Here is a 20,926-nt window from a genome sequence, read left to right on the forward strand (position 1 = left end):
CGTGTGGAACTCCGCTTTCTGGAATCGGGACAGACCGGATCCGTGGATGTGGAAAAAATGAAAATGGACAAATTCCTGGACGATATTCAAACGGCTGCTCATGGAATTCGCCAGAGAGATTTTGAAGCCCGGCCGGATTATATGAGCTGCCGCTACTGCGCGTTTAATTCCATTTGCCCCAGCGTGCAGAGTTAAAGGAATTTTATTTTTTTGTTTTGGCTACAAAGGCACAGGGACGAAAAGATTTCCCGGTCCGGTTTTTCAATGAACAACCTATTCGAAAAAAGAGAGTAAAACCACATGGCTTTTAAGATTCTCCATTTTGCAGATGTTCATCTGGACATTTCATTTGCGGGAATGGGGTTCCCCGTAGACGTGGCCCGGCAGTACCGACAAGCCTTGCGGGAAGCCCTTAAGCGTTTGATCGATATTGCCTTGCACGAAAATGTGGCAGCAGTAACGGTTGGCGGCGATTTGTACGAACAGGAACGGTTTACGGCCGATACGGGTAATTTTCTGGCCGAGCAATTCGCTCGGTTGGGTGCCATTCCCGTGTTTATGGCCCCCGGCAATCACGATCCTTTGGTGCCGGACTCCCTTTACCGTCAAACCAAATGGCCGGAAAATGTGACTATTTTTCCGCATCCCAAACTGGAACCCATTCCCCTTTCGGAAGACATTGTCCTGTGGGGGTTGGCCCACCCCTCGCCGTCGTGGCGGGAGGCACCCTTGAAAAAATTCAGGGTTCCTGACGATAGAATCCACATTTTACTGCTGCACGGGTCGGACATGTCCAGTGTGCCGTCGAACAAGGTGACCCATGCGCCGTTTGTTCCGGAAGAAATCGGGCGGGCAGGATTTTCATTTGCCCTGTTGGGGCATTACCACCAGGGGCGGTTGTCTCCGGAGGAAAACCCGATTTTGGCTTACCCGGGAAGCCCCGAGCCTCTTGCTTTTTGTGAATCGGGATTGCACGGGGCGGTTCTACTGGAGATTGAAACGGGTGGCCTGTCCGCGCGCCACATCTCCACGAGCACCTACCAGTCGGTTCAAAAAAACGTAGCGGTTTCCGAACTGAGCAACCGGGACGCTATTCTGGCCAAAATTCACGAGGAACTTCGGGAACATGCCGGGCCAAAGGTCCTGGCTCGGGTGATTTTGGAAGGCACCCGGCATCCGGATGTGGCCTGGGATTTGGCCGTACTTCGGGAAAATCTGCCGGAAAATTTTTTACATGTTTTTCTGGAAGATCACACCCTTCCGGCTTTTCCGCTCGATGAGTTAAGAGAAGAAAAGACCGTTCGGGGTGAATTTGTGCGCCGTTTGCTGAGTGAGATGGAATCGGCTTCGGACGAGCAGAAAACGCTGATTAAAGATGCCCTTACATTCGGCCTGCTGGCGTTTGAAAAGAAAGAAATTGTGACGGATTAATCGCCGGGTTGCTCTAAAAGGGGTTTGCCCGCGAATTTTGCGAATTTTCACGAATGGGTTTTTTATTGAAATTAGATTTGTGTCGTGGAGTATTTTGACAGGATTTACGGGATATTTTTTTTGTCATAGCGAAAATGCACACATATTTCATTCGCGCATTCGCGGCTTTTAAAATGAGATTTTTAAGTGCCGCTGTTGCGCATTTTCTAAACGGACTATTCCATGAAACTGATTCACGTATCTATTCAGGGCTTTGGAAAATTAGCCACGCTGTCGGTTGATTTTTCACCGGCCCTCAATCTGGTGTGGGGTCCCAATGAAGCGGGGAAATCCACTTTTCAGCAGGCGATTTTGGCGGCCCTTTACGGATTTTATCAGGGAAATCGAGCCAGCACGCTTGAAAAACAGGAGCACCTTCGCTTCAAACCCTGGACGCATGCCCACTACGGACTTCAACTGACCTACGCGCTGGAAAACGGCCGGCAGTTTCAGATTTTGCGCAATTTTGCTGACGATGATGTCCCCACAAAGGTGCTGGATGCACAGACCGGGAAGGACCTCACCCGGCAATTCAAGGTTCGGCGCCACGGGAATATTTCATTTGCCGCCGAACACACCGGCCTCAGCCGGGAAATCTTTGAATCCACTGTTTTTGTCCGCCAGGCAGAGGTGAAATCCCTCCAAAATAAATCGGGGCTGGTGAATGAAATTATCAGCTTACTGGATTCCGGGACGACACAGACCTCTGCGGAAGAGGTGATTGCCTTTTTAGAGGGTCAAATTGCACGCGTTGGAAGTGACCGTGCCCGAATTAAACGGCTTCCCCTGGCTCAGGAGCGATTGAAGAAACTGCAGGCGGAGTACGACGCCTTGCTTCGCGCCAGAGAATCCCTTCACGACGCCGTGCTGCAAAAACAGGACATGGAGCGCACCCTTCAGAAGGATCGAACCAAATTACTGCAATACCAGTATTTAATTCTCGATAAACGGATCCTCGAGCTTGATCAGAACCTGAAGCGTTCGGAAGACATTCGGGACCGGCTCAAATCCCTTCAGGAAAAAATAAACGCACTTAAAGCGGGGGAACCCATTTCGGATGCCCTTCGGGAGGGAATTGTCCGAAAATTTCAGACGCTGGACAATCAAAAAGAGCAGATCGAAGAAATTCGGGAGAAGATTGCCCAACAGCAAAGCGTGGTCAAGGGACTTTTTAACGCGTTGTCAGAATATGCGGGCATGGAAAAACTGGCAGAGTTTTTGTCCTACGATGAATTTGCCGCTCTTCAGGCACGGTGGGAGGTGGCGCATCGTGCCTTTGGGAATGCAGCCCGGGAGTACGATGAGGAAGTAAAGCGGCTGAGGTCTCAGAACCTGGATGTGGAGCGTTTACAGCGGATTTACCAGTTGAGTGCGGAAGACTCCCGCGCCCTCCGCCAGCAGGAAGAAGACCTGGAGCGTTTGCAGCGGGATATCCGGAATCTGGAATGGGAACAAAAAGAGCTGGCTCAAAAGGCCCCCTTTACGAAAACAATGCGGTGGGGATTTTCCGGCCTTGGATTTGTGGGAATGGTGGGCGTTTTCTTGTCGTTGGTGTGGGGTTTGGCTCCATGGGGGGCCATTGCCGGCGGCAGTTTGGCCATTCTCGCGGCAGCGGGCTTTTTCATTTATTCACAAAAGCAGAAACGCCACTCAAACAGCCTGAACGACCTGATTACGAATTTGAATGGTCTCATTGCCCGGAAAAATGACCTCGAGTCCGATTATCGCTCCCGACTAACTGATCTGGGCGTGGAAAATTTCAGGGATTTATTGGAGAAACGGCTTCAATTTGAAGGCCTGTCCCGAAAGGCGGATGCCCGCCAGCGGGCACGGGAGGAACTGGATTCGGTGGAGTTTCAGCTCCTGAAATACCTCGGGTCGATCGGGGTCCAGTCCCTATCGGAGGAGGAGCTAAAAACGATTGGCAGCCAGTTCAAATCCTATTTTGGTTTGAAGGAGCAATTCGATCGGGAAAAACGGATTCTGGAAGAGGCCCGCAAAGATCTCGTGCGTGTTCAGGATCGGCTGGAACTGACCCGTGAATCTCTTCTGGAGAGACTGCAGGAGGCCGGAATTCGCGAGAAGGATCTGGAAAAGGCGCTGCAGCAGTTTAAAAAGCTGCTTGAAAAGCGGAAGGAAAGGGATCGGCTCCAGCGGGAAGCGGAAAAATTGCAGTCGGAACTGGAGGGTCTTTTTTCCGGAAAATCCGAAGCCGAATGGCAGCAGCAGCGACAGGAATGGCAGCAGCAGCGGGACGCTTTGGTGGCGCATCATCCGGAATTAAAGGGGCTTTCCTCGGGGTGGACGTCGCAGAAGCTTTTGCACGAATACACCACCCTCGACCAGCGGCGGCAGGAGCTTGAAAAGCAGATCGAAGGTTTGAAAGCGACCATTCAAACGGTACTGACTGCGCACCGGCCGCAGGCGGAGATTGAAGAGGAACTGGCTCAGGCCGACCGTGACGTGCGGCAGCTTCTGAATGTGCGGCATGCTCTGGAAAAGGCTCGCACCACTCTTCGGGATGTCATGGAAAGCTACCATCGGGATCTGGCACCCATGCTTAATCAAAGCGTTGGAGACGGGCTTCGCCTGGTTACAGGGGAGCGGTACAGCGATGTCCGAATCGACCCGGAAACCTTCCGTGTAAACCTTGTTGTTCCCGAAACCGGAGAGGTTCAGCCATCGGAGAAGCTCAGCCTTGGGACGCAGGAACAGATTTATTTGCTGCTCCGTGTGGCGATCGCCAGAGTGCTGAGTGAGAATGCTGAACCTTTGCCTCTCATTCTGGACGACCCCTTTGTGCATTTTGATCACCAGCGGCTGCTGAATATGTTGGAATTTTTGACTAAATTATCGGAAAAAAATCAGGTTATTCTCTTTACAAAAGATGAAGATGTTGCGGCCTGGATCAAAAGACACGTGGAGCCCGAGCGAAGAATGATTCTGGAGATGAACGGGTAGGTTCTGGGGTGCCGGGGATTTTTTTAGTGGGGTGATGCCACAACCCGGTCGGACTGAAGATGATGGACCCCGTTGGAATCCAGTGAATCCCGCACTTTTTGAAGGAACTCTTCGCTGTCAAAGGGTTTGGGCACGACGTCAATTTTTCCGCTGTAGTTTTCAAATGTAATTTGACCTGCACTATATCCGGAAACAAAGAAAAATTTTTGAGAAGGCTTGAGCCGGAGGATCTCCTGAATAAGCTGGGGACCGCTCATTTGCGGCATAACAACGTCTGAAATCACCAGGTCAATTTGTTCCATTTTTTCCTGGAATATTGTGAGCGCTTCAACGCCGTCCGTTGCAGGAATAACGGTGTAGCCCTTGGACCCCAGAATTCGAATGGCCGTTTTTCTCACAAAATCTTCGTCCTCAACAAAAAGGATACGTTCATTCCCGCTTACATGATTTTTTGTCTTCTCCGGAGCAGTCTTTTGTTTCTCTTCCTGAATGGCCGGAAAATAAATCTTAAAGGTTGTCCCCTGCTTGGGATCGGAGTATACGTGAATAAACCCGTTGTGCGATTTCACTATTCCGTACACAACCGAAAGCCCAAGACCGGTTCCTTTTCCCAGTTTTTTGGTTGTGAAGAAGGGATCAAAAATCTTGTCGATAAATTTCTTGGGAATTCCGGTTCCTGTGTCTGAAACGCTCAATAAAACGTAGTTTCCGGGTTGAGCGTACGTGTGGAACGCCTGATAGGCCTCCGAAATGGTGATCGGTTTGGTTTCAATACTGATGGTGCCGCCCTGGGGCATGGCGTCGCGTGCATTGATGGAAAGGTTCAGTAAAATCTGGTGAATTTGTTCCGGATTAGCCAAAATATGACTGACGGGGTGAGTTGTGATTTGAAATGAAATATTCTCCCGAAATGTCCGTTGAAAAAGTTTTATGGATTCCTTGACGAAGTGATTCAAGTTCAGTATTTCTTTCGTTACATTATTTTTGCGGCTAAAGGTTAGTAATTGATGAATCAGCCGGGCCGCCCGTTCTCCAAGTTCCACAATTTGCCGGGCATCTTCATAAGACGGATGATCCGGGGACAGATCTTCAAGCATAAAATTGGCGCTTCCGATAATTCCCGTCAGGATATTGTTGAAATCGTGGGCAATTCCACCGGCCAAAATACCAATGCTTTCCATTTTTTGGGCCTGCAAAAGCTGCTGTTCCAGGCGTTTCCACTCTGAGATGTTTTGATGAATTCCCTCAATGTACCGCCACTCCTTGTTCTCACCGAATTCCACCCGAAAATTTGATTGGACGATAATTTCTGACTGGTCGCGGCACTTAAATGTCGCTTCAAAATTTGTAATCCGTCCTGACTTTTTTAATTTCTTCAGAAGATCGTCAAATTCATCGGGGTTTTTCAGCAATTGCCTGAAATTCATCCGAAGCAATTCATCGTCGTTGGAATAGCCGAGCATATGAATCAGCGTGGGATTGGCGGTTAAAAATGAGCCGTCCGGAAAGAATTGTGAAATTCCAATCAGGGCGCTTTCAAAAAGATGGCGATAGCGACTTTCGGATTCCTTGAGGCTTTGCTCCGCTTTTTCACGAAATGAGAGATCCCGGATGATATCCAATAAGGCAATTCGCCCGTTGTACGTAATTTGACTGACCGAGATTTCAATGGGAATTTCTCTCCCGTCTTTGTGTACGGCCTTAACGGTGTAAACGGGAGGTGCCGGTTTTCCCGCCATTCGACTTTTGTAGAATTTGCTTACCGTTGGCAGAGACTCCGGACTGACGAAGGGAATAAAGGGCTGGTTTAAGATTTCCTCTTGCTTGTATCCCAGCATTCTGGCCAGTTGGGGGTTCACAAATTTGAACACCCCGTCCTGAACAATGGTTATACCGTCAGAAGCGTGTTCGACCAATGTGGCGTATTTTTGTTCGGATTCCTTTATTTCAGCAAAATAGAGTGCCCGCTCAATAGAAATGTTCGTCAGGCTCAAAAATGTCTGCAAATAAGCGAGGTCTTCATCGGAAAAGCCCTCGTTCTTTGTGGTATAAAGTGCAATGAATCCCAATGGGAGATGTTTTTTAATAATGATCGGGAGAAAAATGGCCGATTTGTATCCCAATTCCCGGGCAGCTTTTTGATGTCTCTTGCAGAAACACGTCTCAAAATCCTGAATTGTGAGCGGAACTTTGTTGTGAATACAGGATACCAGGATTTTCTCAAGACATTCCGACAAATTGTCGTCATTCAGAAGAAGCCGGATAAGTTTTTCTCCGCCCCCGTTCCAACTGTGGATGTGGATTTTTTTGTTTTCCAAATCCCGGGCAGCGATCCAGGCAAAAGGGAATGAAAAATTTTCCGTCAGAGCCTGGGTTACTTTATCGAAAATTCCCTCAAGGGAAATTTCCTGATTAATATCTTTTGAATACGTAATCAGGCGGCTTAAGAACACATGGTTGTGTTTCAGCTGATCCTCGTAAGATACCCGTTTCGTGATATCCAGGATGCTTCCCTGAATAAACTGGGACCCATCAGGAAAAGTAAGCAGTCGGGCGCTTTCCAGAGCGAAAAGCAAGGAGCCGTCTTTGCGTTTGAGGACAGATTCAAAATTATGAACCGAACCCTCTTTCGTTAATTTTTGAACAAATGCTTTTCTGTCTTCCAAATGCAGATAAATGCCTTCCGCAATGGCAATATTCATGAGCTCATCGGGGGACGTGTAGCCAAGCATCTTGGCGAAGGCCGGATTGACCTGAATAAATTTTCCGTCCAGGGTGCTCTGGTAAATGCCTTCGAGGGCTTCGGTAAAAAGGTCTCTGAATCTTCTTTCGGACTCCAGTATGCTTTGGGTGCGGCTGTCCAGCTCGTTGTTAAGGTCTTCCGTCCACCTGCGGTAGCTCCGGATAATAATAAGTGAAAGAAGAAGAATGACGATCAGAGAAATGATCCACAACAGCAGTTGCCGGGCATAGGCTTGTTTTAACGGTCTGGAAAGCTCCGAACGCGGCCCGACAATAAACAAGCGGTAATTAAAACGGCCAATCTTAATATCCTGCCCCGCAACAAAAGAATTTCGGAAGAAGGGGAATTTTTGGAAAAGGGCGATCTCGTGATGCGCCTGAAAAGCGCGGGCAAGAGAATCTTTGCTGACGGTTATTCCCGTGATCGAAAGCAGATTCTTCCCTATGAAATCCCGGTTGTTGTGTGAAATAATTGTACCGTCTTTGTCAACCACAAAAATATGATCATTTTGATCATTTGAGGTGATTAATTTATGAAAGAGGTCCGGGAGAAATTCCACCGGGATAAGCGCGGCCAGGGATCCTGAAAAAATGGCTTGTGCGTTTTTTTTCCGGAAAACCGGAACGTGCATGATGATGGCCTTATATCCCTGTATGGCCTGAATGGGTTTTGAAATGACAAATTTGTGCTGTGCCAGGATATACCGAACATGGGGTTGGTTTGAAATGTTTCTTCCAATTGATGCGGGGTTGGGAGGAAAAACGGCAACCAAAACACCGTTTGAATCCATTCTCGAAATAGACTTTACGGAGGGGGCAAGCGCCGAATACAGACTTTTTAAGGCAGGCTGCAGCTTGTCATAATCGGACGACTGGATCCGCGGATCAAGCGCGTAAAACCCCAATTCCTTATAGATTGAATTAAAGGTGTTCGAAAGATTGGTGCCAATTGCCCGCGCAATGGTCTGCTGTTCCTGCTGGAATTCCTGAATGAGCTGTTTCTGATTGGTCCGGTAAATCTTCAGGTTCAAAAATGAAATGAATCCCAGAAGGACAAAAATAATTCCAACGGTTAAAGGAAATACAAACCGCTTGTTTAAGAAATGAGGAAACAAATTCGGGAATTTTTGATATGTCATACGACGAATCATCCTTGACAAAATTAATAAAGGTCTCCCATAACCCGCCGCTTATGGTTGAGCAACCGCAGGGAATCCATTTCCCCGGGCAGTTTCCAATTGTGTATTTTCAACCAGCAGCTCCTTTCTCCGTGACCATTTAATTGCTGGAGAACGGTGATATCAAAGTCCCCGTAATTATTAATCGGCACATACCCCGATTTAATGAAATAAGAAATTCAGTTGAATGTCAAGTTAATTTTTTGTAAAATAGGCTATAATGTATTAATCGAATTCATTTTTGAGAAAACACGCTTAGCGAATAGAATTGACAGGGTTTACAGAATACTCAGGAAGATGATCTTTTTCGTAAAACGATTGAGAATGACCATGAAAAACACAGCCCCCAAATGCAAAAGAATCTTCACATAAAATCTGAGCTGGTTCGGAAAGCCATCCGCGTCCTAAAGGAAAATCCTGACGGCATTCCCTGCAAAGAATTGGCAGAATATCTGTTCCAGATGGAAAATATAACAGAGGCACTCGGGCTGAAATTACTGCAGGCACTTTTGGGAGAAGACGCCCGTTTTCAGCTCGTGGATGGACGATGGCTTTTTGGCCGTACCGAATTCTGTTTGACCGTCTCGCTTGCGGAAACAACGTTTGTTGTTCTGGATGTGGAAATTATCGGCCGCGGAAAATCATCGAAAATCGTGGAATTGGCCGCTTTTAAGGTAAAAGGAGGGGCCGTACAGGATGAATTCTATTCCCTGGTCAATCCGGGCCGCCCTCTTTCCCCCGGCTGGACGGGTCCCTCTCGATTTGCAGGTGAAGCCCTGGAACAGGCACCCGATAGTTCTGTTGTTTTACAAAAATTTGCGGATTTTGCAGAAAATGCCGTACTGGTTGCCCATAATGCCCGATTTGATATTCGCGTTTTGAATCTTGAATGGAGCCGGGTAACCCACTTCCGCCTGGCTGCCCCGGTCATTGACACGTTGATTCTCTTTAAAAAGTGGCTCCCGGGCCTGGACGCCTACACCCTTCCCCACGTAGCCGCCTATTTTGGAATCGACCTGCCGCAGCACCACCGCGCCCGCAGTGATGCACTGACCCTGTGCCGGATTTTCAATCGCATGCTGCAGCGCCTGGAGAATCAAGGTGTTCAAACCCTGGACCAATTGCAGGATTCCTTTTTACCGGGAATAGGCGAGTAAAATTTGACCCGCTTCGGTCCGCATATTCAGTTGTAAAAATAGGGGGAAAGAATAGGAAAGTTGGGAGATGATTGACCATCGAATCCTGCCCAGAATTGTCTCTTTTTTATGACATTCCGCTCCCTTCCTCCGGGATGCTTTACTCCGTCGAATCTGCTTGAAAAACAATAAGATGTGCCTCGAAATGTGAATTTTTGGTAATATTCAGATTTTTCACTTGACAAAGTCGTCAAAAAGTATTATAATTGTTCCATAGGAATAAAAAGGTGTAAATAGGAAAATATAGGAAGGCAATAGGAGAATGTCCTATCTTTTTGGAAATGCGGCAACCACCGTGGACGACAAGGGTCGTCTGAGCCTTCCTGCTATTTTCCGAAACGCCATTGATGAGAAGATTCGCGATAAATTATTTCTCACCTTGGGGCACGACAACAGTTTTTACGGGTATCCCCTGGACGAGTGGGAAAAAATAATTGAACGAAACCGCTTAAAAGATTACGATGATCCGCAGGTTCGATTACGGATTCGACAAATGGCCACCAATTTTGATGTTGTAAAAATAGACAAGCAGGGGAGAATTTACCTGCCCGCGCATTTAATGCAAAAAGCGGGAATCCAGAAAGAGGTGTTGATCCTGGGTACGGTCGACAAAATGGAATTCTGGAATCCTCAAACCTATCAAGCGTATGTAAGCGAAAATCTGGCTGCAGATTAAGATATCGAATTCGAATAAAAAAATCAAGATTAAATGCAGGGACCATGACGACAACGGAATTATTGGCATTACGAAAGCATTCAAAGGAGTGGACTCGCACTCATCCGTTGTGGAACCACCTCAGTTTGTCTGATTTTACGCTGGCCAGAGCTCAGTATTCACAGGAAATGGCACTGGAAAGTTCAATTCATGTCAGTACGGGAATGCTTTTCGACATTCAACTGGATGGCCATTCTGCGGGAAAGGGGTATTATCAATTGTCAGAAAAATCGATAAAATATGCCTCCAATTACCACGTTCCTGTTTTGCTGAAGCATGTTCTGCATTCACTCATTACGGATCCTTCGGGACTTTATATCGACGGAACTCTGGGAGGGGGCGGGCACGCCGAAGGAATTCTTGAGCGTTTATCGACCGGAGGAAAACTTATCGGCATCGACCGGGATGCGGATGCCATTGCGTTTTCACGAAAGCGTCTGGGCCGGTTTGGAAATCAGGTTCTCCTTCGCCAGGCAAATTATGATGAATTGGAAGCGGTTCTTCGGGAAAGCGGGTGGTCCGGCGTAGACGGCATTCTCCTGGATCTGGGAATTTCCTCGTTCCAGCTGGACGAAGGTCGGCGGGGCTTCAGCTATTTGAATCCGGGTCCCCTGGATATGCGGATGGATGTTTCCGACAGGTTGAGTGCCTTTGAGGTTGTAAATACCTATTCGTATAACGATCTGAAGCGGATTTTCAAGGCGTACGGCGAGGAACGACAAGCCGGTCGGATTGCAATGGCCATCCTGAAGGCGCGGGAAAATGAAAGCATTCGGACGACGGACGAACTGGCCCAAATTGTTGGCAGAATGGTTTCTCCCGTTCATCGAAACAAGGTCCTGTCCCGCATTTTTCAGGCCATTCGCATTGAGGTCAATCAGGAACTGAATCATCTGGAAAATGCGTTGTCACAGGCGGTTCGGGTATTGAAACCGGGCGGACGGTTGGTGGTTATCAGTTACCATTCGCTGGAGGATCGTCTGGTCAAGCATTTTTTCAGAAAAATGGCCCAACCCTGTGAGTGTCCGCCCGAATTGCCGATTTGTTCCTGTGAAGAAGAACCGACGCTGAAAATACTGACGCGGAAGCCGGTTGAGCCGACGGCCGAGGAAAAAATACGCAATCCCCGGTCACGGAGTGCCAAACTGCGGGTTGCGGAAAAATGTTGAGAATGTGAGACAATCAAATGCCAATACGCGCAAAGAAACGCCGCACCGTCAAACGAAAGGTAACCAAACGTCATCTTTCCTGGAAAATGACGTGGATTGTGGCTCTGGTAACCCTTTTATTCCTGGGCCATCTGTGGCAAAAAGACACCATTAAACGTTCGCTCAAGAAGATTCACACGAATAAGCGGATCATTGCGAATTTGGAGGATGAAAACAAGCAGTTGCGAGCCAAAATCACGCAATTGACCAGTGCCGGCTGGATTGAGCGGATTGCCCGGGAGCGGCTCGGGCTGAGTGATCCCGATCACGAGCCGATTCTTCTGGGGTATTCTCCGGCATTTGAAAAAGAAAATAAGGCTCTGGCGTCAGACAATTCTCGCAAAAAATTTGCGCAACAAGAGGTTCCAGCGAAAATTGCACAGCTCCTTTCAAAATAGAAGAATGTGCCACCGCACCTGTTGTGTTGTTTTCAACGATTCATTATTGAAACTTTTTTACACATCAACTGAAACATTGGGTGGTCGACACATAAAATGGAACAGTCAAGAAAATCTCGAAAAATTATCTTTGTCTGGATTGGACTGGCGATTTTCGCTTATGGGATTCTTTTATCCCGTTTTTTCACGATTCAGGTTATTTCCCGCCAAAAGTACAGTGAAATTCGAAAGAATAAATCTCGTGTAAAAGTGACGCTAAAGGGGGAAAGGGGGCTGATTCTTGATCGAAATTTGTCCGTTTTGGCAGACAATGTTTACCGCTATTCTCTGGGTGCAGACCTTTCCAAAATCAGAGATCGTGAGAAATTAGCCACTCTTTTTGCCCGAGCAACGCATCAACCCCCTCGAACCATTTTAAGAAAACTTCGTCCCAAACGGGGTTTCGTTTATCTTGCAAGAGATATTCAGAAAGAAGAAATTGAGAACTGGGAATTGCCCAGCCGGGAAGAAGAGCCCGGTTTTCAGACCATCCGGGAAAACAGGAGAATTTACCCGTTTAATCAGGCCGGGGCGTCGATTATTGGATTTACAAATGTTGATAATCAGGGGATGAACGGCGTTGAAGGAATGTACAACACCATTCTGCAAGGTGAAGACGGCTGGAAATATTTTCGAATGGATGCCCTCAGTCATCTTTCGCCGGGGCTCAATCTTCCTGAAAAACCGGCCACACGCGGAGAAACACTGATTCTTTCGTTAAACATGAATTACCAGATGATTGCAGAGGAAGAACTGGAACAGGGAGTGGTTGAAAACAAAGCACGCAGCGGGACGATTGTTATGCTCGATCCCAAAACCGGTGAGGTTCTGGCCATGGCGACCTATCCCGGATTCAATCCCAATAAATATCGGGATTATGATGTCAGCCGCTATAAAAACCGCGCCATCACAGATGTGTACGAACCGGGGTCAACATTTAAGATTGTTACCGCCGCCGCCGCGTTGAGAAGCAGACGATTTAAATTGAATGACACGATCTTCTGTGAAAAGGGACGATACAAAATGGGCGGGGTCTCTATCCGCGACCACAAACCGTTTGGAAATTTGACCTTCAAGGAGGTTATTGAACACTCCAGTAATATCGGAGTCGCAAAAATTGCCAGGGCGATCGGAAAAAAGCGGGTCTTTGACATGGCGCGGGCCTTCGGATTCGGAAACCGGACCGGCATTGATTTGCCGGGGGAAGCCAGCGGCCGTTTGAGGAATGCCACTTTTTGGAGCAAGTCGGATGCTACGCGTATTCCTATTGGGTACAGTGTGTCGATTACGACGCTTCAACTGGCCAATGCGTATGCGGCGGTGGCGAACGGCGGCTACCTGCTCCGGCCTCACGTGGTGAAACTGGTGCTTAATTCGGATGGAGATACGATTCGGGAGGTGAAAGCCGACACCATTCGCCGGGTTCTGTCGGCGCAAACCGCCCGATTGCTGACTACCATTTTTAAGGGGGTTGTAAAGGTGGGCACGGGGAGGCGGGCGGCGCTGAAAAATGTGGCCATTGCCGGGAAAACGGGGACGGCCCAAAAATACGATCCGGTACGCCGCCGCTATTCGCGAAAACGCTACGTTGCGTCCTTTGTGGGGTACGTGCCCGCGGACGATCCCAAAATTGTGTGTGCCGTGGTTATCAACGAGCCCCGGGAAAAGTATTACGGCGGCGAGGTGGCTGCACCCATTTTCAGAAAAATTATGCAGCGGATTGTGGATTCCGTGGACAGGGGGCTGCCGCTCGGTTCCGTTGCGCAGGCCACAAATCAAAAAAAAGCGGGATGGACGTCTGTTCCGGATGTGCAGTTTATGGCTTATTCACGGGCAAAAGCCATTCTTGAAAAAGCCGGGTTGAAAATTGCCGCGGCCACTCACGGGAATTTTGTTGTTAAGCAAAATCCTGCTCCCGAACATTTGGTAAAACGTGGCTCTCTTGTTTCCGTGACACTGGAGAATCAAAAGGCCCTTTCAACCAGCCAGGATGCCGATGTTCCCGATGTCCGCGGACTGAGCCTCAGGCAGGCCGTTGCCAGACTGGCTTCGTTCGGTTACGATGTACGAATTGAGGGAACGGGTTTTGTCATTGGACAATCGGTCGTAAAATCAAAGAAAAAGATCTGTAAAATTACGTGTAAACCGCGCATCAATACAGGGTGAACTTCCTTCATTTTTCTGTGTTGAATAATTTGTCAGGATCGACAAAGGGTGTTGGTAACGCGTGTCGGCGGCTTTGAGAGTTACCCTTCATTGCCCGCTGATGGAGCAGAAATCAATTTTTTTCGGAAAAAGGTGAATGAATTTATCCATACAAGAGGTTCAGCGCGCAACAGGGGGCCGGCTTTTTCATATTTCCAAAAAGGCGCTCGGAAAACCCGTGCACGCCGTGGTCATTGATTCACGAAAAGTGGAGCCGGGTGATCTGTTTTTTGCTTTACGAGGGGAGCGCCACGATGCTCACACTTTCTTGGATGCTGTTTTTCGCGTACCGGACGTAACGGCGGTGGTTGACCAGAAAGGGTTTGAGAAGCAGGGGGGACGGCTTTCCGGACGGATGATTGTGGTTCAGGATACGCTGGAGGCCCTGCAAAATGTGAGTGCATTTTACCGGAGAAAATTCACTCTTCCAGTACTGGCTGTTACCGGATCGAATGGAAAAACCACAACCAAGGAAATGATTGCAGCCGTTTTGGGAGAAGGCTACCGTGTCGTAAAAAATTCCGGTAATTTGAACAATCACATTGGGGTGCCCTTAACGCTCTTTGAAATTGATCCGGGAACGGAGTTTGCCGTCGTTGAAATGGGTGCCAATCATTTTGGCGAGATTGCCCGTCTGTGTGAGATTGCCGACCCGGATTGGGGTCTGGTGACCAATGTGGGGAATGCCCATCTGGAGTATTTTGGCAGCCTTCACGATGTGGCCCGTGCCAAAGGAGAGCTGTTTACCTATTTATCCAGGAAGAATGGACTGGGTTTTATCAATCAGGATGATCCTTTGGTTCGGGAAATAGCCCGGGTGTTACCCCAAAAACGTTCCTTTGGGTTGACCCCGGATGCAGATGTGCAGGGTGAATTTCTGTCGCTGGATGATCGGGGTCAGGCGGTGTTCCGTGTCAATGGCGAAACGATTCATCTCCGCGTGGCGGGAATTCATCAGGTTTCGAATGCTCTGGCAGCGGCGGCAGTGGGTGTGCACGCCGGGTTGTCCCTTCGGCAGATTAAACAGGCTCTGGAAGCCTTTACAGGCGTGGGGAAACGGATGGAACTCTTGGAGCTGGGGGACATCCTGGTTCTCAACGACACCTACAATGCCAATTTGAATTCTATGGAATATGGGCTGAAAACCCTGGCCCATATTCGGCATCAGCGCGGGGGGCGGTCATTTGCGGTCCTGGCCGATATGCTGGAGCTGGGGCCTAAAAGTGAGGAGCAGCATGGTTTGGTCGGCGAAATCGCGGCCGAAATGGGAACCGATTTTCTGTTGACTTTTGGAGAGGAGGCGCGTGCCATTCACAAGGCCGCACTCGAAAAAGGCCTGGTTCATGCCTATCATTTTGAAGAAAAAGAGGACCTGGAGAATTTTCTTCAGGCCTACCTGAGGGGTGGTGATCTGGTGTTGGTAAAGGGTTCCAGGGGAATGGAAATGGAAACGATCGTTCGGTTTTTGAAGGATCGCTACGCAAACCATTCACCCGAGAAATAAGGACGCGCCCATGTTTTATCACCTTTTGTACCCGTTGAAATCGTTCTATTTTGGGTTTAACTTATTTAAATATATTACATTTCGTTCGGCGCTTGCGGCGGTTACGGCTCTTCTCATCAGTTTTTTGGTGGGGCCCTGGATCATCCGACTGCTCCGGCGGTATCAAATCGGGGAAGAAATCCGGGCGGACGGCCCCGAATGGCATCAAAAAAAGAAGGGCACTCCCACAATGGGAGGGGTGATTATTTTAATTGCCGTTTTAGTTCCTACTCTGCTTTTTGCCCGGCTGGACACGATTTTTACCCAGCTCATCGTACTGGCTACACTGTGGATGGGAGGAATCGGATTCTTGGACGATTATCTCAAAGTGATCAAGAAAAAACCCAAGGGCCTGGTGGGCCGGTACAAACTCGCAGGGCAGTTTATTCTGGGGACGGTTATCGGAATTATCGTGCTCAAGTCGTCCGTTTTTGCAGGAGTCAACACAAAAACATTTTTGCCGTTTTTTAAGAATTATATGCTGGATTTTGGATGGCTCTACGTTCCCATGGTCATTTTTGTGATTGCCGGGACGTCGAATTCCGTCAATTTAACCGACGGCCTGGATGGACTGGCCATTGGCCTGGTCGGAATCGCGGTTATGGCGTGGGCGGCGATCAGCTACATCAGCGGCCGGGTGGATTTTTCGAGCTATTTGAATATTACGTATTTGCCGGGAGCCGGAGAACTCACCGTTTTTTGTGCCTCGGCCATTGGGGCGGCTCTCGGCTTTCTCTGGTATAATTCGAATCCGGCCGAAGTGTTTATGGGCGATACCGGCTCGCTGGCGCTGGGAAGTGCTCTGGGAACACTGGCGATTCTCACAAAAAAGGAATTGCTTTTAATTATCATTGGCGGTGTTTTTGTGGTTGAGAGTCTGTCCGTAATTTTGCAGGTGTTGTCGTTCCGTTACCGCGGCGGAAAACGAATTTTTAAGATGGCACCCATTCACCATCATTACGAAATGCTGGGCTGGCCGGAACAGAAAGTTGTGGTGCGGTTCTGGATCATCGGAATTATGCTGCTGCTGTTGAGTTTGACCACATTTAAAGTGCGGTAAGAAAGAAGGCATGCGAGAGGAATCCAAAAAATACTTGTATCTGGCAGCGCTCACATTTGCCCTTATTTGTATGGGACTTGTAATGGTGTACAGCGCCAGCCACCCGATTGCCAGTCAAAAATACGGGAATTCCAGTTTTTTCCTGCTGCGTCACTTTGTCCGGTTGATTATCGGATTTGTGTTAATGGCGATCGGTATGGCGGTTCCATATCAAAATTGGGCAAAATTCGGCCGCGTGTTGATCCTGCTCTCGTTTGCACTTTTGCTTCTGGTGCTGATTCCCAGTCCCTACCGCCTGACCATTAATTATGCGCACCGCTGGCTCAGGATCGGCGGGCTCCAATTTCAACCGGTGGATTTTGTGCGCCTTTTTGTGATTTTTTACCTGGCCGATGTTCTCTCGCGAAAAGAGGCGCTTTTGGGGCGGTTTAAAGAAGGACTCCTGCCTCAACTGATCGTACTGGGCATTCTTCTGGGAATGATTATGCTTCAACCGGACCTGGGATCGACGCTCATTCTGGCAATTATTATTGGTATTTTGTTTATCACCGGGGGCATTCCCCTCAAATTTTTGGCGCCGTTTGCAGGAATTGTTCCGCTTGGGTTCCTTCTCATGCACGATTACCAGCGGTTGAGAATCATCAAATTTGTAAACTCTGTGATTCACGGGGAACCCGTATCGTACCAGGTAGCTCAATCTCTGGTTGGTTTGGGAAAAGGCGGCTTTGTGGGGGTCGGGCTGGATAACAGCACGCAAAAATTGCACTTTTTGCCCGAGCCCTTTTCAGATTTTATCATTTCCATTCTTGGGGAAGAATTTGGGTTCTTGGGTATTCTGGTTGTACTAACCATCATTTTGGTTGTAATTATTATGGGCTACCGCATTGCCCTGCGGGCCTCTACCAAAGAGGGGATGCTTATGGCCGTTGGCATTACATCCACAATTGCGTTGTACACCTTTGTTAATGCCGGTGTGGCAACCAGTTTGCTGCCCACCAAGGGGCTCCCCATGCCATTTATCAGTTACGGCGGGAGTTTTCAGATTTCCATTCTCTGGGGGATAGGTATTTTGATGAATATTATGAAGCAGTCTTCAGATGTTGAAGAAGTGGCTCCCGAAAGAGGCCGGATATTCCGGCCCCGGGCAGCCTGGGTACAAAAATGAAAACGGCCTCGCAAAAACGATTTCGATTTGACATAGCCGGTGGCGGAACCGGGGGGCATCTTTTCCCGGCGATGGCCATTGCCCATGAAATCAAGCGGAGACTTCCGGAAGCGGAAATTACGTTCTGGGGAACCAAGCGGGGGATTGAAGCGAAGATTTTGCCGACAACCGATTATTCGCTGGAATTCATTCCGGTGCGCGGATTTCAAAGGCGGCTCAGTTTCGGAAATGTGCTTTTCCCGTTTGATTTGAGTGCCAGTCTGATGAAGGTCTTCCGGGTGCTGCTTTCGAAGCGTCCGAAAGCCGTCATCGGCACGGGGGGATACGTCAGCGGTCCGGTGGCATTTGTGGCCTGGCTGCTGTGGATTCCGGTTTTTATTCAGGAACAGAACAGCTATCCGGGGGCTACTACACGGCTGCTTGCCCGAATAGCCAGGCGTGTTTACATCGCCTTCGAGGTTTCAAAAGAATATTTTGCGAACCGCGACAAACTGCAAGTCACCGGCAATCCCGTGCGGGCCGATATTCACCGCGCAGACCGGAACGAGGCCTTTCGTCGATTTGGTTTTTCGCCGGACCAGCCGGTTCTCTTTGTTTTTGGGGGAAGTCAGGGGGCGCGCCGAATCAATCAGTTGCTGGCAGCCATTTTACCGGATTTGCTCGAGGAAACACCCGTGCAGATTTTGTGGGCCACAGGCCCTCATGATTTTGAGGAGATTCGGGAAAAAGTCGGCACAAATGACCGGGTGAAATTATTTGATTTTATACAGGATATGCCGTCTGCCTATGCCGTTTCATCGCTGGTTATTTCCAGGGCGGGAGCCACTACGCTGGCTGAACTGGCTGCCTGCGGCTTGCCGTCGGTCTTGATCCCGTACCCTTTTGCAACGGGCGGTCATCAGGTTTTCAATGCCAGAAGTTTTGAATCGGAGGGTGCCGCGGTTTGTCTGCTGGAAAAGGATCTCACGCCGGAATCCCTGAAAAGAACTCTTCAGGAGCTGCTTAGGGATCCGGAGAAATTGAAAAGAATGGGACGATCGGCCCAAAAACTGGCGAAAGCAGATGCGGCAAAAAGAATCGTGGACGATATTTTTACGGAGTTGAAAATCGAATAAGCGCCCTATTCCAGGGCGGAATTGGATCAGATTTTTTGCAGAGAGGCGTTTTTCTGATTGACGTTTAAGAGCGATTCAAATCACAAAAATTAATTCGTGAAAATTCGCGACATTCGTGGCAAAAGACTTTTAGGAAAGAGCATGTTGACTATCAGAGGCTGTTTGAATTTTGGATACAATTGAAGCGCTTGCAGCGGAGTTAACATCCCGTGTGCGGGGCAAGATCAAAATTCGGGAACCTTTTGCCAGGCACACCTCATATCGGGTGGGCGGGCCGGCGGATATTTTTGTGGTTCCATCCAGTCGGGACAGTCTCAGGGAGGTCCTGAAATGGACGCAGGAAAAACGGCTGCCGGTGTTTGTTTTGGGGAAGGGAACCAATCTGTTGGTCAGTGATTCCGGGTTTAGAGGGGTCGTTGTTTATTTGGGAACATGCTGCAAGGACTGGAAACAGGACGGTACGCGTGTTACCATCGGCTCGGGTTGGCCTTTGAAGAAGGCACTTGAGCGCCTGGCCGATGAGGGGTTGAGCGGGTACGAAAAGATTTACGGAATTCCCGGAACAGTGGGTGGAGCCCTTCACATGAATGCAGGGGCTTTCGGAACGGAAATCGCGGACCACCTGGTGTGGGTGGAAATCATGGATTTGTCCGGGGAGATACACCGTATTTCCAGAGAAGACCTCGGATTCGGTTATCGGCGCGGGATTGTCAACCCGGAGTGGATCATTCTCTCGGGTACGTTTGAACTGGAGAAGGACAATCCGAAAAAAATCCGGCAAAGTATGAACGAAGTTCTTGAACGGCGGCGCAAAAAACAGCCCCTTTCCCGGGCGTCGGCGGGGAGTGTTTTTAAGCGTCCGCCGGGCCACTACGCCGGGGCGCTTATTCAGGAGGCCGGATTAAAGGGATTTCGCCACGGGCGGGCACTGGTTTCCAGAAAACATGCCAATTTTATCATTAATGCCGGGGGAGCAACCGCATCTGAAATAAAAGAATTAATTGAAATTGTGCGTTCCCGTGTGTTCCAAAAATCCGGAATTCATTTGGAACTTGAAAACGAATTGGTTGGCTGGTAAATGGCAGGACATACCGGAAAGCAGTCGAGTGAGGCCATTTTGGTCGGACATCCGCCTAAAAGGAGCGAGAGCAGCCGCAGGCAAGCAGGACCGCCTGTTGCTCAACAAACGGCAGGGTGGATGCGTGTGCTCTGGAGCATTTTGGGGCTAACCCTGTTTGTCTTGTTCTTGTGGGGACTGCATTCCTGGATGATCCATTCCAATGCATTTTTGCTCCAGACGATTGACGTACGGGGCAATCGTATTTTGGATAAAGCGGATATTTTGAAAAATGTTTCTTTCAGGCGGCAGACCCGATTGACCGATGTACAGCTTTCTGCAATCGAAAAAAAAATCCTGAAAAATCCTTATTTAAAAACGGTCATTGTGTACAGAAAATATCCGTCAACATTGGAGATTGAAGTGGAAGAACGAACACCCGTTGCGTATGTGGCCGGGAAAAGGGTGTGGATGATTGATGATGAAGGGGTGCTTCTGCCGAAACTAACCGGGAAAAAGGCCCTGGCGCTGCCGGTTATTACGCACAGCGGCCCGTTCCGGGAAAAGGCCGGTGTTCGGACCAAAAACCCCCGGTTGCATCGGACGGTCTGGTTCTTGTCAATGCTGAAGGCTCTGGATAAAAATTTGTTTTACAAGATAAATTCGGTGGATTACACGGCACAAAAGGGAATGGTCGTTTATCTGACGGAGCATGCGTTTCCGTTCTATTTTGGCAACGATCTGGACATCCGTCAGATTGAGTACATGAAAGCCATCTTGGGGAAATTAAAGCAAGAGCGCCGTGTGGCTAACGTACGCTATGTAGATCTCCGTTTTGCTAATCAGGTGGTTGTAAAGTAAGGGGGCTGACTAT

General features: G+C 48.8%; 15 protein-coding genes. 14 read left to right on the forward strand and 1 reads right to left on the reverse strand.

The genetic code is table 11. The annotated features are described in order from the left end of the window. The 3 genes from GXO76_08705 to GXO76_08715 form a co-directional block, all read left to right on the forward strand. The coding region (locus tag GXO76_08705; GenBank protein ID NOY77933.1) for a PD-(D/E)XK nuclease family protein at positions 1-195 on the forward strand (195 nt) is incomplete at its 5' end. Positions 196-300: 105 nt separating this feature from the next. Then, a complete protein-coding gene (locus GXO76_08710) occupies positions 301-1,431 on the forward strand; it encodes a hypothetical protein (protein NOY77934.1) in 1,131 nt (376 codons plus the stop codon). Between the two features lie 222 nt (positions 1,432-1,653). Continuing rightward, entirely contained in the window at positions 1,654-4,431 is a 2,778-nt protein-coding gene (locus GXO76_08715; GenBank protein NOY77935.1) for an AAA family ATPase, read from the forward strand. A 23-nt stretch (positions 4,432-4,454) separates the two neighbouring features. Here GXO76_08715 and GXO76_08720 read toward each other — a convergent pair whose 3' ends face one another. Further along, the gene (locus GXO76_08720) at positions 4,455-8,312 is read right to left on the reverse strand and encodes a PAS domain S-box protein (GenBank protein NOY77936.1); all 3,858 of its coding nucleotides are present in this window, start codon (positions 8,310-8,312) and stop codon (positions 4,455-4,457) included. A gap of 389 nt (positions 8,313-8,701) precedes the next feature. Here GXO76_08720 and GXO76_08725 point away from each other — a divergent pair, with 389 nt between their 5' ends. The 11 genes from GXO76_08725 to GXO76_08775 all read left to right on the forward strand — a co-directional run bounded on the left by GXO76_08725 (position 8,702) and on the right by GXO76_08775 (position 20,913). Beyond that, on the forward strand, positions 8,702-9,508 hold the full coding sequence (locus tag GXO76_08725; protein NOY77937.1) for a hypothetical protein: 807 nt from the start codon (positions 8,702-8,704) through the stop codon (positions 9,506-9,508). A gap of 301 nt (positions 9,509-9,809) precedes the next feature. Beyond that, the gene (locus tag GXO76_08730) at positions 9,810-10,223 is read left to right on the forward strand and encodes a division/cell wall cluster transcriptional repressor MraZ (protein NOY77938.1); all 414 of its coding nucleotides are present in this window, start codon (positions 9,810-9,812) and stop codon (positions 10,221-10,223) included. Between the two features lie 272 nt (positions 10,224-10,495). Further along, positions 10,496-11,431, forward strand: a complete 936-nt coding sequence (gene rsmH / locus GXO76_08735; GenBank protein NOY77939.1) for a 16S rRNA (cytosine(1402)-N(4))-methyltransferase RsmH — start codon at positions 10,496-10,498, stop codon at positions 11,429-11,431. A 17-nt stretch (positions 11,432-11,448) separates the two neighbouring features. Continuing rightward, positions 11,449-11,868: a hypothetical protein gene (locus tag GXO76_08740; protein ID NOY77940.1), complete on the forward strand. Its 420-nt coding sequence runs from the start codon at positions 11,449-11,451 to the stop codon at positions 11,866-11,868. Positions 11,869-11,964: 96 nt separating this feature from the next. Further along, positions 11,965-14,073, forward strand: coding sequence for a PASTA domain-containing protein (locus GXO76_08745; protein ID NOY77941.1), 2,109 nt, complete (start codon positions 11,965-11,967; stop codon positions 14,071-14,073). A gap of 136 nt (positions 14,074-14,209) precedes the next feature. Beyond that, entirely contained in the window at positions 14,210-15,616 is a 1,407-nt protein-coding gene (locus tag GXO76_08750) for a UDP-N-acetylmuramoyl-tripeptide--D-alanyl-D-alanine ligase (GenBank protein ID NOY77942.1), read from the forward strand. Positions 15,617-15,626: 10 nt separating this feature from the next. Continuing rightward, positions 15,627-16,715 (forward strand): phospho-N-acetylmuramoyl-pentapeptide-transferase, encoded by a 1,089-nt coding sequence (locus GXO76_08755; protein NOY77943.1) that lies wholly within the window; start codon positions 15,627-15,629, stop codon positions 16,713-16,715. Between the two features lie 10 nt (positions 16,716-16,725). Further along, positions 16,726-17,880 carry a cell division protein FtsW gene (locus tag GXO76_08760; GenBank protein NOY77944.1) on the forward strand — a complete coding sequence of 385 codons (1,155 nt, stop codon included), beginning with the start codon at positions 16,726-16,728 and terminating at the stop codon, positions 17,878-17,880. Beyond that, the gene (gene murG, locus GXO76_08765) at positions 17,877-18,995 is read left to right on the forward strand and encodes an undecaprenyldiphospho-muramoylpentapeptide beta-N-acetylglucosaminyltransferase (protein ID NOY77945.1); all 1,119 of its coding nucleotides are present in this window, start codon (positions 17,877-17,879) and stop codon (positions 18,993-18,995) included. The genes GXO76_08760 and murG overlap by 4 nt, the downstream gene beginning before the upstream one ends. A 169-nt stretch (positions 18,996-19,164) precedes the next feature. Then, complete coding sequence (gene murB / locus GXO76_08770; protein ID NOY77946.1) at positions 19,165-20,073, forward strand: UDP-N-acetylmuramate dehydrogenase; 909 nt, start codon at positions 19,165-19,167, stop codon at positions 20,071-20,073. Beyond that, positions 20,074-20,913: an FtsQ-type POTRA domain-containing protein gene (locus GXO76_08775; protein NOY77947.1), complete on the forward strand. Its 840-nt coding sequence runs from the start codon at positions 20,074-20,076 to the stop codon at positions 20,911-20,913. It abuts the gene before it with no gap. Positions 20,914-20,926 lie beyond the last annotated feature (13 nt).

The sequence above is a fragment of the Calditrichota bacterium genome (assembly GCA_013151735.1).
Lineage (GTDB): Bacteria > Zhuqueibacterota > JdFR-76 > JdFR-76 > BMS3Abin05 > BMS3Abin05.

Bases quoted from the DNA above. Each gene is read 5' to 3' on its own strand.
- GXO76_08710 (NOY77934.1), top strand. From the start codon at position 301: ATGGCTTTTAAGATTCTCCATTTTGCAGATGTTCATCTGGACATTTCA.
- GXO76_08760 (NOY77944.1), top strand. From the start codon at position 16,726: ATGCGAGAGGAATCCAAAAAATACTTGTATCTGGCAGCGCTCACATTT.
- GXO76_08775 (NOY77947.1), top strand. From the start codon at position 20,074: ATGGCAGGACATACCGGAAAGCAGTCGAGTGAGGCCATTTTGGTCGGA.
- murG (NOY77945.1), top strand. From the start codon at position 17,877: ATGAAAACGGCCTCGCAAAAACGATTTCGATTTGACATAGCCGGTGGC.
- GXO76_08755 (NOY77943.1), top strand. From the start codon at position 15,627: ATGTTTTATCACCTTTTGTACCCGTTGAAATCGTTCTATTTTGGGTTT.
- GXO76_08725 (NOY77937.1), top strand. From the start codon at position 8,702: ATGCAAAAGAATCTTCACATAAAATCTGAGCTGGTTCGGAAAGCCATC.
- GXO76_08730 (NOY77938.1), top strand. From the start codon at position 9,810: ATGTCCTATCTTTTTGGAAATGCGGCAACCACCGTGGACGACAAGGGT.
- GXO76_08750 (NOY77942.1), top strand. From the start codon at position 14,210: ATGAATTTATCCATACAAGAGGTTCAGCGCGCAACAGGGGGCCGGCTT.
- GXO76_08740 (NOY77940.1), top strand. From the start codon at position 11,449: ATGCCAATACGCGCAAAGAAACGCCGCACCGTCAAACGAAAGGTAACC.
- GXO76_08745 (NOY77941.1), top strand. From the start codon at position 11,965: ATGGAACAGTCAAGAAAATCTCGAAAAATTATCTTTGTCTGGATTGGA.
- GXO76_08720 (NOY77936.1), bottom strand. From the start codon at position 8,312: ATGACATATCAAAAATTCCCGAATTTGTTTCCTCATTTCTTAAACAAG.
- GXO76_08715 (NOY77935.1), top strand. From the start codon at position 1,654: ATGAAACTGATTCACGTATCTATTCAGGGCTTTGGAAAATTAGCCACG.